Source organism: Maribacter sp. Hel_I_7 (assembly GCF_000688315.1).
Lineage (GTDB): Bacteria > Bacteroidota > Bacteroidia > Flavobacteriales > Flavobacteriaceae > Maribacter > Maribacter stanieri.
Window position 1 is genome coordinate 1,064,461 of sequence record NZ_JHZW01000002.1, and the last position, 16,112, is coordinate 1,080,572.

The 16,112-nt window shown below is 35.8% G+C and carries 13 protein-coding genes; 6 read left to right on the plus strand and 7 right to left on the minus strand.

Annotation, left to right across the window (positions count from 1 at the left end; all coding sequences use genetic code 11):
• Positions 1-54 precede the first annotated feature (54 nt).
• The 3 genes from sufC to P178_RS0106125 all read right to left on the minus strand — a co-directional run bounded on the left by sufC (position 55) and on the right by P178_RS0106125 (position 2,721).
• Entirely contained in the window at positions 55-807 is a 753-nt protein-coding gene (sufC, locus tag P178_RS0106115) for a Fe-S cluster assembly ATPase SufC (protein ID WP_027065383.1), read from the minus strand.
• Between the two features lie 59 nt (positions 808-866).
• Positions 867-2,312 carry a Fe-S cluster assembly protein SufB gene (gene sufB / locus P178_RS0106120; RefSeq protein WP_027065384.1) on the minus strand — a complete coding sequence of 482 codons (1,446 nt, stop codon included), beginning with the start codon at positions 2,310-2,312 and terminating at the stop codon, positions 867-869.
• A gap of 79 nt (positions 2,313-2,391) precedes the next feature.
• Positions 2,392-2,721: a HesB/IscA family protein gene (locus P178_RS0106125; RefSeq protein ID WP_027065385.1), complete on the minus strand. Its 330-nt coding sequence runs from the start codon at positions 2,719-2,721 to the stop codon at positions 2,392-2,394.
• 504 nt (positions 2,722-3,225) lie between these two features.
• Between P178_RS0106125 and P178_RS0106130 the strand changes: the two genes are divergently transcribed.
• A complete protein-coding gene (locus P178_RS0106130; RefSeq protein WP_027065386.1) occupies positions 3,226-4,683 on the plus strand; it encodes a Gfo/Idh/MocA family protein in 1,458 nt (485 codons plus the stop codon).
• 99 nt (positions 4,684-4,782) lie between these two features.
• Positions 4,783-5,826, plus strand: coding sequence for a thiamine-phosphate kinase (gene thiL / locus P178_RS0106135; RefSeq protein WP_027065387.1), 1,044 nt, complete (start codon positions 4,783-4,785; stop codon positions 5,824-5,826).
• Positions 5,827-5,837: 11 nt separating this feature from the next.
• On the opposite strand, the gene P178_RS0106140 is transcribed toward thiL, so the two are convergent.
• Positions 5,838-6,056 carry a hypothetical protein gene (locus tag P178_RS0106140; RefSeq protein WP_027065388.1) on the minus strand — a complete coding sequence of 73 codons (219 nt, stop codon included), beginning with the start codon at positions 6,054-6,056 and terminating at the stop codon, positions 5,838-5,840.
• A gap of 251 nt (positions 6,057-6,307) precedes the next feature.
• On the opposite strand from P178_RS0106140, the gene P178_RS0106145 reads away from it, so the two are divergent.
• Complete coding sequence (locus P178_RS0106145; protein WP_027065389.1) at positions 6,308-7,585, plus strand: branched-chain amino acid transport system II carrier protein; 1,278 nt, start codon at positions 6,308-6,310, stop codon at positions 7,583-7,585.
• A 15-nt stretch (positions 7,586-7,600) separates the two neighbouring features.
• Here P178_RS0106145 and P178_RS23370 read toward each other — a convergent pair whose 3' ends face one another.
• Genes P178_RS23370 through P178_RS0106160 form a run of 3 tightly spaced genes read right to left on the minus strand, consistent with a single transcriptional unit; the run spans position 7,601 to position 9,850 of the window.
• On the minus strand, positions 7,601-7,774 hold the full coding sequence (locus P178_RS23370) for a hypothetical protein (RefSeq protein ID WP_197026789.1): 174 nt from the start codon (positions 7,772-7,774) through the stop codon (positions 7,601-7,603).
• Between the two features lie 3 nt (positions 7,775-7,777).
• On the minus strand, positions 7,778-8,551 hold the full coding sequence (locus P178_RS0106155; protein WP_316929997.1) for an exodeoxyribonuclease III: 774 nt from the start codon (positions 8,549-8,551) through the stop codon (positions 7,778-7,780).
• A gap of 6 nt (positions 8,552-8,557) precedes the next feature.
• Positions 8,558-9,850: an aminopeptidase P family protein gene (locus P178_RS0106160; protein ID WP_027065391.1), complete on the minus strand. Its 1,293-nt coding sequence runs from the start codon at positions 9,848-9,850 to the stop codon at positions 8,558-8,560.
• Positions 9,851-9,997: 147 nt separating this feature from the next.
• Between P178_RS0106160 and P178_RS0106165 the strand changes: the two genes are divergently transcribed.
• The 3 genes from P178_RS0106165 (at position 9,998) to P178_RS0106175 (ending at position 16,109) form a co-directional block, all read left to right on the plus strand.
• Positions 9,998-11,449: a M20/M25/M40 family metallo-hydrolase gene (locus tag P178_RS0106165; protein ID WP_027065392.1), complete on the plus strand. Its 1,452-nt coding sequence runs from the start codon at positions 9,998-10,000 to the stop codon at positions 11,447-11,449.
• Entirely contained in the window at positions 11,437-13,191 is a 1,755-nt protein-coding gene (locus P178_RS21580; RefSeq protein WP_051638262.1) for a M28 family peptidase, read from the plus strand. Before P178_RS0106165 ends, P178_RS21580 begins: the two co-directional genes overlap by 13 nt.
• A 71-nt stretch (positions 13,192-13,262) precedes the next feature.
• On the plus strand, positions 13,263-16,109 hold the full coding sequence (locus tag P178_RS0106175) for a VPS10 domain-containing protein (protein WP_036146384.1): 2,847 nt from the start codon (positions 13,263-13,265) through the stop codon (positions 16,107-16,109).
• The last annotated feature ends 3 nt before the right edge of the window (positions 16,110-16,112 follow it).

A 16,112-nucleotide genomic window follows, 5' to 3' on the forward strand; every position in this document is an offset into this window, starting at 1 on the left:
TTGGCAGTGGCAGAAAATCATTCTACAGAATGTTCGCTGCTACTGTATACTTAATTATACCGCAGTTTCTTGCTTTAACCAATCGTATCCTTTTTCTTCAAGCTCCAAGGCAAGTTCTTTACCTCCAGATTTTACAATTTTTCCATTGTGTAAAACGTGAACAAAATCAGGTACGATATATTCTAACAAACGTTGGTAGTGCGTAATTAAGATTACTGCATTATCCTTACTCTTCAATTTATTAACACCACTAGCAACAATACGTAATGCATCGATATCCAATCCTGAATCGGTTTCATCCAAAATTGCCACTTTCGGCTCTAACATTGCCATTTGAAAAATCTCGTTACGCTTCTTTTCTCCACCAGAGAAACCTTCGTTTAAAGATCTTGATAAGAACTTACGATCAATCTCTAATAACTCAGATTTTTCACGAATCAATTTCAACATATCTTTTGCCGGCATATCTTCTAAACCTTTCGCCTTACGAGACTCATTAATAGCCGTTTTCATAAAGTTGGTTACAGAAACACCAGGGATTTCAACAGGATACTGAAAAGAAAGAAAAACACCTTTATGCGCTCTTTCTTCTGGAGAAACATCTTCTAAATCTTCTCCTTCTAACTCAACTGAACCTTGAGTAACTTCAAAATTATCGTTACCAGCAATTACAGAAGCTAATGTACTTTTACCAGAACCGTTAGGTCCCATTATGGCATGTACCTCACCTGCTTTTACCTCTAGGTTAATTCCTCTTAATATTTCCTTACCCTCTACATTAGCATGTAGATCTTTAATTTTCAACATAATATGTTACTTTAAATATTCTCGTGCCTACGGCGTTTTATTATAATCTTAATTGCTTTTTATCCTACAGAACCTTCTAAACTAATTTCCAATAGTTTTTGTGCTTCTACAGCAAATTCCATTGGTAATTTATTCAGTACCTCTTTACTAAATCCGTTAACGATCAATGCAATTGCTTTTTCTGTATCTATACCTCTTTGGTTACAATAGAAAATTTGGTCTTCACCAATTTTACTAGTAGTAGCCTCATGCTCAATCATTGCAGTTTTGTTCTTTGCCTCAATATACGGGAAGGTATGTGCACCACATTCGTTACCCATTAACAAAGAATCGCATTGAGAGAAGTTACGAGCCCCATCGGCACGACTATTCACCTGTACCAATCCGCGGTAACTATTCTGAGATTTACCTGCAGAAATACCTTTAGATATAATAGTACTCTTAGTGTTTTTACCAAGATGAATCATTTTGGTACCTGTATCTGCTTGTTGGTAATTATTGGTTACGGCTATAGAATAAAATTCACCGATAGAATTGTCTCCTTTTAAAATACAAGAAGGATATTTCCATGTAACTGCCGAACCTGTTTCAACTTGTGTCCAAGATACTTTAGCGTTCTTTTCACAAATTGCTCTTTTAGTTACGAAGTTGTAAACCCCCCCTTTACCTTCCTTATTTCCAGGGAACCAGTTTTGAACGGTAGAATATTTTATTTCTGCACCGTCCAAAGCAATTAGCTCTACAACCGCTGCATGCAATTGATTTTCATCTCTTGAAGGAGCGGTACAACCTTCTAAATAACTTACATAACTATCTTCATCTGCAATAAGCAATGTACGCTCAAATTGACCTGTACCTGCTTGATTAATTCTAAAGTACGTAGATAGCTCCATTGGGCATCTAACACCTTTTGGTATATAACAAAATGAACCATCGGTAAATACCGCAGAATTTAGAGCAGCATAAAAATTATCTTTTTGTGGCACAACAGTACCCATATATTTCTTCACCAACTCCGGGTGCTCTTTTATAGCCTCTGAAATTGGCATAAAAATAATTCCTTTTTCTGCCAACGTCTTTTTAAAAGTTGTTGCTACAGAAACAGAATCTACCACGATGTCTACTGCAACATTCTGTAATTTCTTTTGCTCATCAACAGAAATACCAAGCTTACGATACATTTCTAACAAATCTGGATCTACATCATCCAAGGTTTTATTAGGATCAGCAGATTTTGGCGCAGAATAATAACTAATATTCTGAAAATCTGGTTTATCATAGTGTACATTCGCCCAGTTAGGCTCTTCCATACTTTCCCAAACTCGAAAAGCTTCTAAACGCCACTGCGTCATCCACTCCGGTTCTTCCTTTTTCTTTGAAATAGCAATAACAATTTCTTCGTTTAAGCCAATAGGGAATGTATCAGATTCTATATCTGTATAGAAACCATATTCATACTCCTTGGTTTCCAATTCTTTCTTTAATTCTTCTTCTGTATATGCCATATATTATAGTTAATAAGTAAAAACAAATGAGTTCAAAAAATTACCCACCTAGTCTTTTACATATTTAAAACTTCAATTCTTATAATGAAAAACTCTCGCCACAACCACACGTTCTTTGTGCGTTAGGGTTGTTGAATACAAAACCCTTTCCGTTAAGACCTCCAGAGTATTCTAAAACCGTACCCACTAAATATAAAAAGCTTTTTTTATCTACAATGATACGTACATTGTTGTCTTCGAACACTTTATCTGCATCGTCTTTCTTATTATCGAAGTTTAACTCGTATGACAATCCGCTACATCCGCCACTCTTGACACCCACACGAACAAAATCCGTTGTAGCATCAAAACCTTCTTCTGTCATAAGGTTGATAACTTTCTGTTTAGCCGTTTCTGATACTTGAATCATAATTAACTAGATTTAATCTAAATAGTTTACAAATATACGTCATAAGTAGGTTTTTTCCATAGAACCTAACATTAATATAAAGTATAAGTTGATAGAGAAATACTATAATTGAAAAGAGCGGTATTAGTATAATTTATATAGGATAAATTATACGTTTTCTTTTAATGTTGATTAGTGAAAGAATTACCCAAACTACCCAACAACCACTACTAGTGCTCTGCCTGCATATTACTAGTAATCCAAACAATTTGCTTTCTAAAAAACCATCATAATTAACTTAAAACCTTCCTAAGAATACCTGATTTTGCTTTTGCAAGCCACAGACTACACATTTTAAAAAGTAAAGAAAATGTTAAAAGACAAATCAAAATAATTATATAAATTATTAATTTTCAAAACTTAACGTTTTAAATTGTTATGATAAGGAATCCATTAATCCTATCAACCTTCCTTAAATTCAAAGAATTAAATTACCTTCAATACTAAATCAAACAACAACAACCTATGTCAAACAACAAATCAAACGACAAAAACAACACTCGAAGAAAATTCATGAAAAACACTGGCATGGCCGCTGCCGGTTTTATGATCGTACCAAGACACGTACTAGGCGGCACCGGTTATATTGCACCAAGCGATAAACTAAATATTGCCGGTATTGGTGCAGGTGGTAAAGGTCAAAGCGATATTGCATCCTTTGCCGAGAGCCCTAATGTAAACATTGTATCCTTATGCGATGTTGATGACAGACAGGCAATTGCTTCCAGAGAGGCATTTCCTAAAGCAAGCTATTACAATGACTTTCGGGAGATGTTAGATAAAGAAGGCAAAAATATTGATGCCGTATCAGTATCTACACCAGATCACAACCATGCCGTTGCAGCTTACCAGGCAATGTCTATGGGCAAGCATGTTTATGTTCAAAAACCGTTGACCCATGATATTTGGGAAGCAAGAATGTTGACAGAAGCAGCTAAAAAGTTTCAAGTAGTTACTCAGATGGGTAACCAAGGCGGTTCTGGAGATGGTGTACGTACCATGAAAGAAATTTATGATACAGGGATTATTGGTGAAGTGCATACCGTAAAATGCTGGACAAACAGAGCAATTTGGCCACAAGCACTACAAACTCCTACTAAAAAAGACCGCGTACCAAAAGGATTAAATTGGGATCTTTGGTTAGGTACTGCAGCGATGCGAGATTACAATAATGCTTATTTACCTTTTGACTGGAGAGGTTGGTCAGATTTTGGAACAGGTGCACTTGGCGATATGGCTTGCCATATTATGGACCCTGTATATAGAATATTGCCAATATTATATCCAGATACTGTAGAATGCAGTGTTTCCGATTCTTTCAGTGGTAATTTCCAATATAAAGATTACCCAAAAAGTTTCCCGAATTCAAGTAAAATACATTTAAGCTACCCAAGAACTGACGGGAAAGGAAAAATAAAAGTTACTTGGATGGATGGTGGATTACTACCGGAAAGACCAGAAGAATTAGGTGATGATGAAGCACTAGGAAACTGGGATGGTGGCGTACTATTTATTGGTACAAAAGGGAAACTAATGGCAGATTGCTATGGCGCCAATCCACGTTTATTACCATTGACACTTAACGAACAGTTTGAAGTAGAACAGACGATTGCTCGTGTACCAGAAGGTCATTATTTACAATGGGTTAATGCCTGTATGGCCGGTTACGGAAATGCAGAAACCAGTTCTTCTTTTGATTACGCAGGACCATTTACAGAAAGTATTCTCATCGGTAATTTGGCACTTAAATCTTATTTTGAAGTAGACCCAACTGTTGAAAACCAGAGTTTCTGGGGTGGTGGAAAACAATATCACGGTAGAAAACGCCTACAGTGGGATGCTGCAAATATGAAAATTACCAATTTTGAGCCAGCAAACAAATATGTAAAACGTACCTATAGAGATGGTTATTCAGTAGGATAGACTTTAAAAACACAACATAAATTTTACACTAAAACCGAAGTTGAAAAGCTTCGGTTTTTTTTATGCCATACATCTGGTATTACTTCTTATTTTTGCAATATGCTAGAAGATAAAGATCAAGAAAGAACCTCGTTAGAGAAATTAGGTGAATTCGGACTCATAGAACACCTTACCAAAAATTTCAAAATCAAACAACAATCTACCATCAAGGCGATTGGTGATGACGCTGCGGTTTTAGATTTTAAAAATAAAAAAACAGTCATAAGTACAGACCTCTTAATAGAGGGCGTACATTTTGATCTTGCTTATATGCCGCTTAAACATTTGGGCTATAAGTCTATAATGGTAAATCTATCTGATATTTATGCCATGAATGCAACTGCTACACAAGTAACTATTTCAATTGCCGTTTCCAATAGATTTCCTTTAGAAGCGCTTGAAGAATTTTATGCAGGTGTAGCTACAGCATGCAAAAGTTACAACGTAGATTTAGTTGGTGGTGATACTACCTCATCAAAAACTGGGTTAATGATTAGTGTAACCGCTATTGGTGTCGCTAATGAAGAAGATATTGCCTATAGATCAGGGGCAAAAGAGAATAACCTGTTAGTAGTAACAGGAGATTTAGGCGCATCTTACATGGGACTACAAGTCTTAGAGCGCGAAAAAGAAGTTTTTAAAGTAAATCCGAACAGTCAACCAGATTTAGAGCCGTATTCTTATATAGTAGAGCGACAGTTAAAGCCTGAAGCTAGAAAAGATATTACCGATTTATTGAAAACATTAGATGTTCACCCTACATCGATGATCGATATAAGTGACGGACTTTCATCTGAGATTTTACACTTAAGCAAAAGCAGCGGAATAGGTTTTGATCTTTATGAGGATAAAATTCCACTAGACCCAACGGTTATTTCTGCTTGTGAAGAGTTTAAAATGGACAGTACCCTTGTTGCACTAAGTGGCGGTGAGGATTATGAACTGTTATTCACTATTGACCAAAAAGAATTCCCGAAAATAAAAGGCAATCCAAACTTAACCGTCATAGGGCATACCACGGGAAAAGACGAAGGAGCATTCTTGGTTTCCAGGAACAACACTAAGATTCCATTGACCGCACAGGGTTGGAATTCTTTTAACTAAAAGAAAGCTAATTATGCTACTTGTTGCGTAGCAGTATGTCTTCTTTGGTAAATATGCTCTAAAGTTCTATTGATATCTTGTAATTCAGGAGTTAAAATAGATAGGTTACCACTTACATCTGTTGTTACCTCTTTTTGGCAGTGAATACATTTGTACTCTTTAATATGAGAGGTTACTTTTTTGGAAATAGAATAGTGATGTCCGAAAATGCTGCAGAATATTTTTTTCATGCTGTAGGTATTTTTGCAAAAATTCCGATTTGGGTGATCGAGAAAATGCGATTAATATTTTAGGTTGAAACTCAAGGAAATATGCATACGCTTATTTTCCTTTAGTTAAAGTACTGTATATTAAAGGCCTGTACCACTATTTGTTGTGAGTTTTACATAACCTGTTGTCAATGTGCTTTATTTTGCTGTTTCAGAAAATCAAAAACCTTGGCTTACCTGTTTTTTAATAATCTTTCACTTAATTTGTACCCATGTTTAAAAAGAAGGAAACTCTCGTTACAGCCTTTGCTTTGTTCTCGCTTTTTTTTGGGGCTGGCAACCTTATTTTACCTCCATTATTAGGTTTTAATTCTGGAAATCAATGGCTTATCGTAACTATAGGTTTTGGATTATCGGCAGTGGCCATTCCTGTTCTTGGTATTTTGGCACATGCCAAGTTGCAAGGCACATTAATTGATTTTGGAAATAAAGTTTCACCAACGTTCAGTTTAATCTATGCATTCTTCATTTACGCTATAGCTATTGCCTTACCAAGCCCAAGGACAGCATCTGTAACGCACGAAATGGCCATACAGCCGTATTGGGACATCTCTTCTTGGTTTACTAGCAGTATTTATTTTGCCTTGGTTTTACTATTCGCATTAAACCGATCTAAAATATTGAACATATTGGGCAAAATTTTAACGCCTGCAATCATTATCATCCTGATTTTAATAATTGGAATAACCATTTTTTCATTCCCATTCGACTTCGGCAGTACTTCTATAGCTAGTCCTTTTACTAACGGAATACTAGAAGGTTACCAGACATTTGATGCTATTGGCGCTGTAGTAGTTGGCGGCGTAATCATTATTTCTATCAATTTGAAATACAATCATGCATCTTATGAGGATAAGAAAACATTAATCAGAAATGCGGCATGGTTTGCTGGACTAGCATTGTTCTTAATTTATATGGGACTAATTCTTTCTGGTGCATTGTCACATATCGCTTTTAGTGCGGAAACTACTAGAACTGAGATATTGTCTGGTTTAGCTAAACAAAGCCTAGGTAACATTGGTAATTTGTTTCTGAGTATTCTGGTCGGATTAGCATGTTTTACCACAGCAGTGGGTATTGTTACCGGAACTGCAGATTTTGCAGCATCTAGATTCAATGATTCGAAATCAGTCTACACAATAACTGCAATTCTTGGAAGTGTACTTGGGGTATTGGTAGGGCAATTTAATGTTGCCTACATTATTGCTGTAGCCATACCATCACTAATGTTTATCTATCCAATTACTATAATCCTTATTTTATTGAATGTAGTACCAAATAAATATGCAACATCTATAGTTTTTAAGGCGGTAACGATTACCACTATACTTTTTAGTATTCCAGATTTCTTAGGTAGCATAAGTGCATTGTCTCCTGCAACAGAAACATTTTCATGGATTCCGCTTCAGCAATATAGTTTGGGTTGGATATTGCCTGCTTTTGTTGTGTTTATCGCCACTAACATTATATACAGAAATAAGCCAGAATAAATTTCAAAAAAAGTACTATCGGTTTTTTCTCTTCTTAGAATAATAATAAAAGGCATAAGCTATTAAAACCATTGCCATAAAAGGCAAATAGGTTCCAATAGCCACACCTATTTCATATGAGTTATCAGGTGCTTCCTGAATCTTTTTTTCAATCTCAGAAGCATCTTGCATTAATAAAAACAACCTCATATTCTAAAATTCTATTTCTAAACTAATTGGGCAATGATCACTACCCATTATTTGATCGTGTATCTCAGACGATGTTACTTTATCCCAAATAGATTCACTTACCAAAAAGTAATCTAAACGCCAACCTACATTTCTACCTCTTGCACCACCTCTCGCACTCCAAAACGTATATTTATCGAACGTAGTAGGGTGTAATTTTCTAAAACTATCTACCAAGTTCAATTCCTTTAGCATATGGTCAAATCCATCAATCTCAACTTGTGTAAATCCTGATGTTTTGTTGTAATTACTTTTTGGGTTCGCCAAATCGTTAGCGGTATGCGCTACATTAAAGTCGCCCGTAATAATCAAAGGCTTGGTTTTTGACAATTCTTTAAGGTAGTTGGTAAAATCTTTATCCCATCCGGCACGGTAATCCAACCTTTTTAATCCACTACCACTATTCGGAATATAGACATTAACCAAATGAAAGTGTTCAAATTCAGAATGGGTAATCCTTCCTTCTAAATCATGAATTTCGATCCCCATATTCTTGTTGAATGCCACGGGTTTCTGTTTAGACAGAATTCCGGTACCAGAATAACCTTTTCTTTCTGCACTATTACTAAAGAGCTCGTAATCGGCAATATCTTTCAATGCTTCAGCAACCTGATCATCTTGCGCCTTTGTCTCTTGAACACAAAACACATCTGCATCAAAATCTTTTACGATATCCTCAAATCCTTTTTTAACTGAAGCCCTAATGCCATTAACGTTCCACGATACTAATTTCATCATCTACTCTTATTTGTTCATTAAATCTTCAATCTCATCTGCTTTGATCGGAATATTGGCCATAAGGTTAAAAGGTTCTCCTATTTCTTGAATTACCACATCATCTTCTAAACGAATACCCATATTTTCTGCCGGAATATAAATTCCTGGCTCCACAGTAAATACCATATTTGCTTTCATAGGAGTTTTTAACGCACCATAATCATGCGTATTTAACCCAATATGATGACTTGTACCATGCATAAAGTATTTTTTATATGCAGGCCATTCAGGATTTTCATTTTGCACATCGGCTTTATCCAATAAACCTAACCCTAAAAGTTCAGAAGTCATTAGTTTACCACATTCTTTATGGTACTCTGCCCAAAGTGTACCAGGCACCAACATTTTAGTGGCATCATCTTTAACGCGTAAAACGGCATTATACACCTCTTTCTGGCGCTTCGTAAATTTACCGTTCACAGGAATAGTTCTGGTTAAGTCACTAGAATAATTAGCATACTCTGCTGCAACATCCATCAAAATTAAATCGCCATCATTACATGGCTTATTATTCTCTAAATAGTGTAGTACGTTTGCATTGTTACCGGAAGCAATAATTGGTTGGTATGCAAAACCTTTAGATCTATTTCGTATAAACTCATGCAATAATTCTGCTTCAATCTCATATTCCATCACCCCTGGTTTCACAAAACTAAGAAGTCTACGAAATCCCTTTTCTGTGATATTACAGGCAGTTTGCATAATATCAATTTCTTCGGGTTCTTTGATTCCTCTAATCTCCTGAAGTATGGGATTACTTTTAGCAACTTTATGTGCAGGATATTCACGCTTGCATTTCTCTATGAATCTATCTTCGCGTGTCTGTGTTTCTACCGCTTGTCTATAATGCTCGTTTGTATTGAAGTAAATAGTTTCAGCTTCGGTCATTAGGTCGAAGAAAATTTTATCGAAATCTTGTAACCAACAAACAGTTTCAATACCTGAAACCTCTGTAGCCTTCTCTTTCGTTAATTTTTCGCCTTCCCAAATAGCAATATGTTCATTGGTTTCACGAACAAAAAGAACCTCGCGATGCTTTTTATTAATAGCATCAGGAAAAAGTATTAAAATGGTTTCCTCTTGATCAGCTCCAGACAGATAGAAAATATCTCTATGTTGCTCAAAAGGCAAAACACTATCGGCTCCTATAGGGTAAATATCATTAGAGTTAAATACAGCAATACTTTTAGGCTGCATGCGGTCCATAAACTTCTTACGGTTCTTTATAAATAAGGAGTTAGGTATTTGATCGTATTTCATGAATTCTTATTTTGATATAAAATTAAGCATAATGTGTTGTTTCCTCAGAAAATACGGCATCGAATTATCAGATTTGCAAGAACACCTTTTCTTATTCTTAGCTACAAATTAGCTAACTTGTATACCTAAACCAAACACAAACAACTCATGAAAAAAATCGCTTACCTATTAATAGGCGCTCTATGTCTACAGGCATGTTCAGAAACAAAAAAAGAAGAAACTCAATCTGAACTTTTTGCGCGTATTGATACAGAAATCAAACAAAATTCTAAAGGTTATAGCACCTTAAAAGAGGCTACAGAAACTATTGGTCATAGATTAACTGGATCTACAAACGGAGCCAAGGCAGAAGAATACACGTTCAATAAATTCAAGGAATATGGTTTTGAAGATGTTGCCTACCAAACTTTTGAAGTAGAAGCATGGGCAAGAGGCGAAGTTTCATTACAGATTAATGACGAAGATATTAAAGTTGTAACATTAGGTCACGCACCTATTAAAGCAAATGTTACAGGGGAAATAATAGATATGGGTAATGGTCTAGATGCAGATTACGCAGCTAAACCAGATGCAGTAAAAGGAAAAATCTCCTTGGTTTATATTTCCATTTTACCAGGTAGCGAAGAAGGATTAAGTAATTTACACCGAAGTGAAAAAACAGCTTTAGCCATTAAATATGGTGCAATTGGCATCATCATCATTAATCAAGTAGATAACGGTGTTTTATTAACCGGTACGGCTTCTGTAACCGGAGAATTGATTCCTATTCCTGCTGTATGTATTGGCAAAGAAGATGGTATGGCATTAAAAGAGACATTAAAATCTAAAAAAGCCACTGCCAAAATTGATATGACTAACACCAGTGATGTCATTAAAGCAAGAAATGTTGTTGCAACACTACCTGGAACTGAAATACCGCAAGAAGAAATTGTACTTGGAGGTCATTTAGATTCTTGGGATTTAGCAACTGGCGCCATAGATAATGGTATTGGCTCTTTTGCTGTTTTAGATATTGCAAGAGCTTTTAAGGCAAACAACTTACAACCAAAACGTACGGTAAAATTCGTAATGTTCATGGGTGAAGAACAAGGATTACTTGGTTCTAAATTTTTAGTTGAGCAGGCTATTGAAAACAAGACTATTGAGAACATTAAATACATGATGAACTTAGATATGTCTGGTAACCCAATTGGTATGAACGCTGGCGGAAAGCTAGATGACGAACAATTTTTTACCGATTTAGGTGCTGCAATTCAGCAACAGGATTCTATCTACCAAAATACCTTTTCTAACAAATCTGGTTTACATAGTGATCACCAACCGTTTATGTTAGAAGGTGTTCCTATTTTATCTGTAAACAGTAATTTAGACCGCTCTATTTATGGTTGTTATCATTCTGATTGTGATGATTTTAATTTGGTAAACGAAGACCACATGAAAAACACAGCTCGCTTTGGTACTATGATGTTATATGCGGTTGCAAATGCCGATAAATTACCAGCAACAAAAATGGATAGCGAAACCACCAAAGAGTTCATGATTAAAAATGACCTAAAGGAGAAATTGATTATTGGTAACGAATGGAAATGGGAGGAATAACCGCAGTTAAAAAGATTATCATAAGGCAGGGTATTGTACCCACACTACTCTGCCTTTCTTTTTTAACAGGATGCTCTCAGCATACTGATGAAAAACCACTGGATTATTTTGATATTGTTCGTCCAGAATTTACAGGTCAGCTCGCATACGAGACCACAGATTTTGTAGAAGATTACTGGCGTGTTGTTGGCAACACAGGCTTTAATAAAACCATCTACCTAATTGCAGATAGTTTACAGGCTGCCGGTTATATTTTGGAAGAAAATGCCAAGGTTGAAGACCGACTTACCTATCGTATAGAAAAACGGGCTATGAACAACCAAACTTGGGAACCCATATCTGCGTCATTGCAAATTGCGAGCGAAGAGAAACCTTTGTTACTTTCGGAAACCAACCGTAACATGACCTATTTAAATTCCGTTTCTACTCCAACAGAAGGAATTAAAGCTGAAGTAGTTTGGATAAAATCTATTGAAGACTTAAATGACATTTCAGTAAAAGATAAAATAGTCTTTGCAGAAATGAGTGTTCGACGATTGTATAAACTAGTGGTTGAAAAAGGTGCTATTGGCATTATTACTTATGATAATCCGGATTATTTACAGCCAGAGAAAAACAAAATCTCAATTCAGTTTAGAAGTCTTCCTTCTCAAGATAATGGGAATTTTTGGGGCATTGCATTATCCTACGAAGCAAAAGAGAAACTAAAAACACAGCTTCAAAAAGGCAAAACAGAAGTTCTTGTGAATATTCAGACCAAAAGATATCCATCAGAAGAACTAACGATTATTGCTAATATAAAAGGTAGCGTATTACCTGATGAACGCTTAGTATACAGTGCACATATTCAAGAGCCTGGTGCTAATGACAACGCAACTGGTGTAGGTGCTCAATTAGAAATGGCTAAAACAGCTGCCAAATTATTCGCTGAAGGAAAAATTGAGTTTGACAGAACTATGACTTTTTTATGGGGAGATGAGATTATATCTACCCGTAGGTATATTGAAGAAAACTCTAAACGTGCTAAAGGCATTAAGTGGGGAATTAGTTTAGATATGGTGGGTGAAAATACCGCTGTTACAGGAGGCACATTTTTAATCGAAAAAATGCCAGACCCAAGTGCTATATGGACCCGGGGGAAAGACAAACATAGTGAATGGGGTGGTGAAATTTTATCTATTGACGAAATGAAACCACACTACCTGAATGATTTCATCCTGTCCACTTTCAAAAAACAAGGCAAACACGCCAATTGGGTGGTAGAAACCAATCCTTTTGAAGGAGGTAGTGATCACACTCCTTTTTTGAAAGCAAATATACCCGGACTACTACTTTGGCATTTTACAGATCAATTTTACCATACCGATAATGACCGCATAGATAAAGTATCTCAAGAAACTTTAAAAAATGTAGGCACAGCTGCTTTAGTTAGTGGTTTAGAATTGGTAAATGCAAAATTTGATTTTGCATTGAATCAAATCTCAAATTTAGAACGAAGAGCAATTGAACGTTTAGAAGAGGAACATCAATTAAGTCTTAAGGCCATTAAATTGGGAAAGAAAATTGAAGATGAAATTATCATTTTGAAAGCCTGGGAAGATTGGTATAAAAAAGCCATCTCAACAGTAAAAGATATAGTGCCTAAAACAGACGATACAGTATCAGATGCTATTAAAAAAGCGCATTTAAATATTACCACTAAATCTAATGAATTTACTAAATCTCTACGCGAGACAAAATAGCAGTATAAGCACAAGTTTTGCCAAGAGAAAAAGTTATCATTAACTTACCGTTAGCTATACAAAACATGAAAATGAAACAGTTCTACTTTCTATTACTTTCCAGTATTTCAATCGCATCGGCACAAATACAGCCTACTACTTCACAAAAAATAGATGAATCTTTAATGGCTAAAAAAGCCATGGACGCCAATTCTTTGGTTAAAAATATTCCGTTGAAAAATATTGGTCCGTCTGTAATGAGCGGTCGAGTAGTAGATTTAGCGGTAAACAAAGATAATCCTACAGAATATTATGTTGCTTATGCTTCTGGCGGTTTGTGGTATACCAATAATAACGGAAATACTTTTACTCCTGTAATGGATGATACCCAAACCCAAAATCTTGGTGATATAGCGGTACACTGGCAAAGTGGAACAATTTGGGTTGGTACAGGTGAGAATAATTCTTCTCGTTCTTCATACGCAGGTATCGGTATTTTAAAGTCTACCGATAAAGGCAAAACGTGGCAAAATATGGGCTTAAGTGATTCACATCATATTGGGCGAATTGTCATTAACCCCAACAATCCAAACGAAGTAACAATTGGTGTAACCGGACATTTATATTCACCAAATAAGGAACGTGGTATCTATAAAACCACAGATGGAGGTAAAACTTGGAAAAATACATTGTTCATTAATGAAGAAACAGGTATTATAGACGTAGCGGTTTCACCTAATAATTATAACATTCAATATGCTGCAGCTTGGCAAAAAGATAGAAAAGCTTGGGACTTTATTGGAAACGGTGAAGGGTCTGGTATTTACAAAAGTACGGATGCAGGAAATACTTGGTCTAAAATTTCTACGCCAACTAGTGGGTTCCCAACAGGTAATGGTGTTGGTAGAATAGGCTTAGCTGTCTTTGACGACAATACCGTTTATGCTGTTCATGACAATCAATTTAGAAGAAATAAATCTATTGAGAAGAAAGAAAAGCAAGCTGGCTTAACAAAAGACGATTTCAAATCCCTCACAAAAGCACAATTTCTAGACTTGAATGATAAGGACCTGAACGAGTTTCTAAAGACCAATAATTTTCAGGAAAAATATAGAGCTGCCAACGTAAAACAATTGGTACGAAGTAATTCTGTACAACCCGCAGATCTAGCACTGTATTTAGAAGATGCGAATTCTATGTTATTTGATACACCTGTAATAGGTGCTGAAGTATACAGAAGCAATGATGCCGGCAAATCATGGTCAAAGCAAAACGAAGAATATATAGATGATCTTTTCTATAGCTACGGTTATTATTTTGCCCAAATAAGTGTAGACCCCAATAATGTAGATGCCATTTATCTATCCGGTGTTCCCATTATTTCATCTAAAGACGGCGGCAAAACATATGTTTCTATTAATGGCGATAATGTACATTCTGATCACCATTCACTTTGGGTCAACCCTAATTTACCAGGGCACTTAATCAATGGTAACGATGGTGGAGTGAATACTAGTTATGATGATGGTAAAAATTGGTTTAAAAACAACTCGCCAACCGTTGGTCAATTCTATGCCATTGCGGTAGATAATAAAGAACCGTACAATGTTTACGGAGGCCTACAAGATAATGGTGTTTGGATGGGACCACATAATGCCGAAGAAAATACAAAATGGCAACAGACAGGACAGTACCCTTGGAAATCTATATTAGGTGGAGATGGTATGCAAGTTAAAGTAGATAGTAGAAATGCCAATATAGTTTATACAGGCTATCAATTTGGTAATTATTTTAGAATCGATTTAGAAAAAAACCAGAGAAATTACATTCAGCCAAAACATGAATTGGGCGAGACTCCGTATCGATTCAATTGGCAATCCCCTATTCTATTATCTCCACATAACCAAGACATATTATATATGGGGAGCAATAAGTTACATCGCTCATTGAATCAAGGTGATACTTGGGAAGCTATTTCGGGTGATTTAACCCAAGGCGGAAAAAAAGGTAATGTAGCCTTTGGAACCTTAGCTACTATATCTGAATCCCCTTTTAAATTTGGATTAATATACACCGGTAGTGATGACGGTCTCATACAACGAACAGATAATGGAGGTGGAAGCTGGGAGGTTATATCTAAAACCCTACCTCAGAATTTATGGGTAAGTAGAGTAATCGCATCTAAACATCAAAAGAATAGAGTTTATGCAACCTTAAATGGATATCGTTCAGATGATTTTACACCTTATGTATATGTTAGTGAAGACAAAGGTGCTACTTGGAAAAATATTTCAAACAATATACCTACATCTGCTGTAAATGTAATAATTGAAGACACCGAAAATGAGAATGTATTATTTGTTGGTACTGACAATGGCTTATACGTAAGCTTAGATCGTGGGGCATCATGGAATTCTTTTCAAAACGGAATGCCTTATGTGGCGGTACATGATTTGGTAATTCAAAAAGAAGCCAAGCATTTATTAGTAGGCACACACGGAAGAAGCATTTACAAAGCAGATATTTCAACATTACAAACGATGTCTCCTGAGGTATTAAAAAAGGCATTACACACCTATCCACTAGAAAACATAAAGCATTCTAGTCGTTGGGGAAATTCATGGAGCTCATGGTCCAAAGCAAGCACACCAGGCTTAGACGTTACCTTTTATTCTGATAGAGATGATGTGTACCAAGCTAAAATTAAATCTTCTGATGATATTGTAGTTAGCGAGACTGAAGTAATAGCCAATAAGGGATTGAATATTTTATCTTACGATTTAGCATTCTCCAAAATTGGAAAGCTGAATTACCTTAAAAAACATAAAACAGAATTGAAGCAGGCAAATAACGGAAGTACATATCTACCTAAAGGGTCATATACGGTAGAAATTAAAGGGAACGGTACAACTGAAAAAATCACTTTTGAAATAGAATAGTCT

Coding starts and splice junctions, on each gene's coding strand:
- P178_RS23370 (WP_197026789.1), bottom strand. CDS start 7,774: ATGAGGTTGTTTTTATTAATGCAAGATGCTTCTGAGATTGAAAAAAAG.
- P178_RS0106155 (WP_316929997.1), bottom strand. CDS start 8,551: ATGATGAAATTAGTATCGTGGAACGTTAATGGCATTAGGGCTTCAGTT.
- P178_RS0106130 (WP_027065386.1), top strand. CDS start 3,226: ATGTCAAACAACAAATCAAACGACAAAAACAACACTCGAAGAAAATTC.
- sufC (WP_027065383.1), bottom strand. CDS start 807: ATGTTGAAAATTAAAGATCTACATGCTAATGTAGAGGGTAAGGAAATA.
- P178_RS0106140 (WP_027065388.1), bottom strand. CDS start 6,056: ATGAAAAAAATATTCTGCAGCATTTTCGGACATCACTATTCTATTTCC.
- P178_RS0106145 (WP_027065389.1), top strand. CDS start 6,308: ATGTTTAAAAAGAAGGAAACTCTCGTTACAGCCTTTGCTTTGTTCTCG.
- P178_RS0106125 (WP_027065385.1), bottom strand. CDS start 2,721: ATGATTCAAGTATCAGAAACGGCTAAACAGAAAGTTATCAACCTTATG.
- P178_RS0106165 (WP_027065392.1), top strand. CDS start 9,998: ATGAAAAAAATCGCTTACCTATTAATAGGCGCTCTATGTCTACAGGCA.
- P178_RS21580 (WP_051638262.1), top strand. CDS start 11,437: ATGGGAGGAATAACCGCAGTTAAAAAGATTATCATAAGGCAGGGTATT.
- thiL (WP_027065387.1), top strand. CDS start 4,783: ATGCTAGAAGATAAAGATCAAGAAAGAACCTCGTTAGAGAAATTAGGT.
- sufB (WP_027065384.1), bottom strand. CDS start 2,312: ATGGCATATACAGAAGAAGAATTAAAGAAAGAATTGGAAACCAAGGAG.
- P178_RS0106160 (WP_027065391.1), bottom strand. CDS start 9,850: ATGAAATACGATCAAATACCTAACTCCTTATTTATAAAGAACCGTAAG.
- P178_RS0106175 (WP_036146384.1), top strand. CDS start 13,263: ATGAAACAGTTCTACTTTCTATTACTTTCCAGTATTTCAATCGCATCG.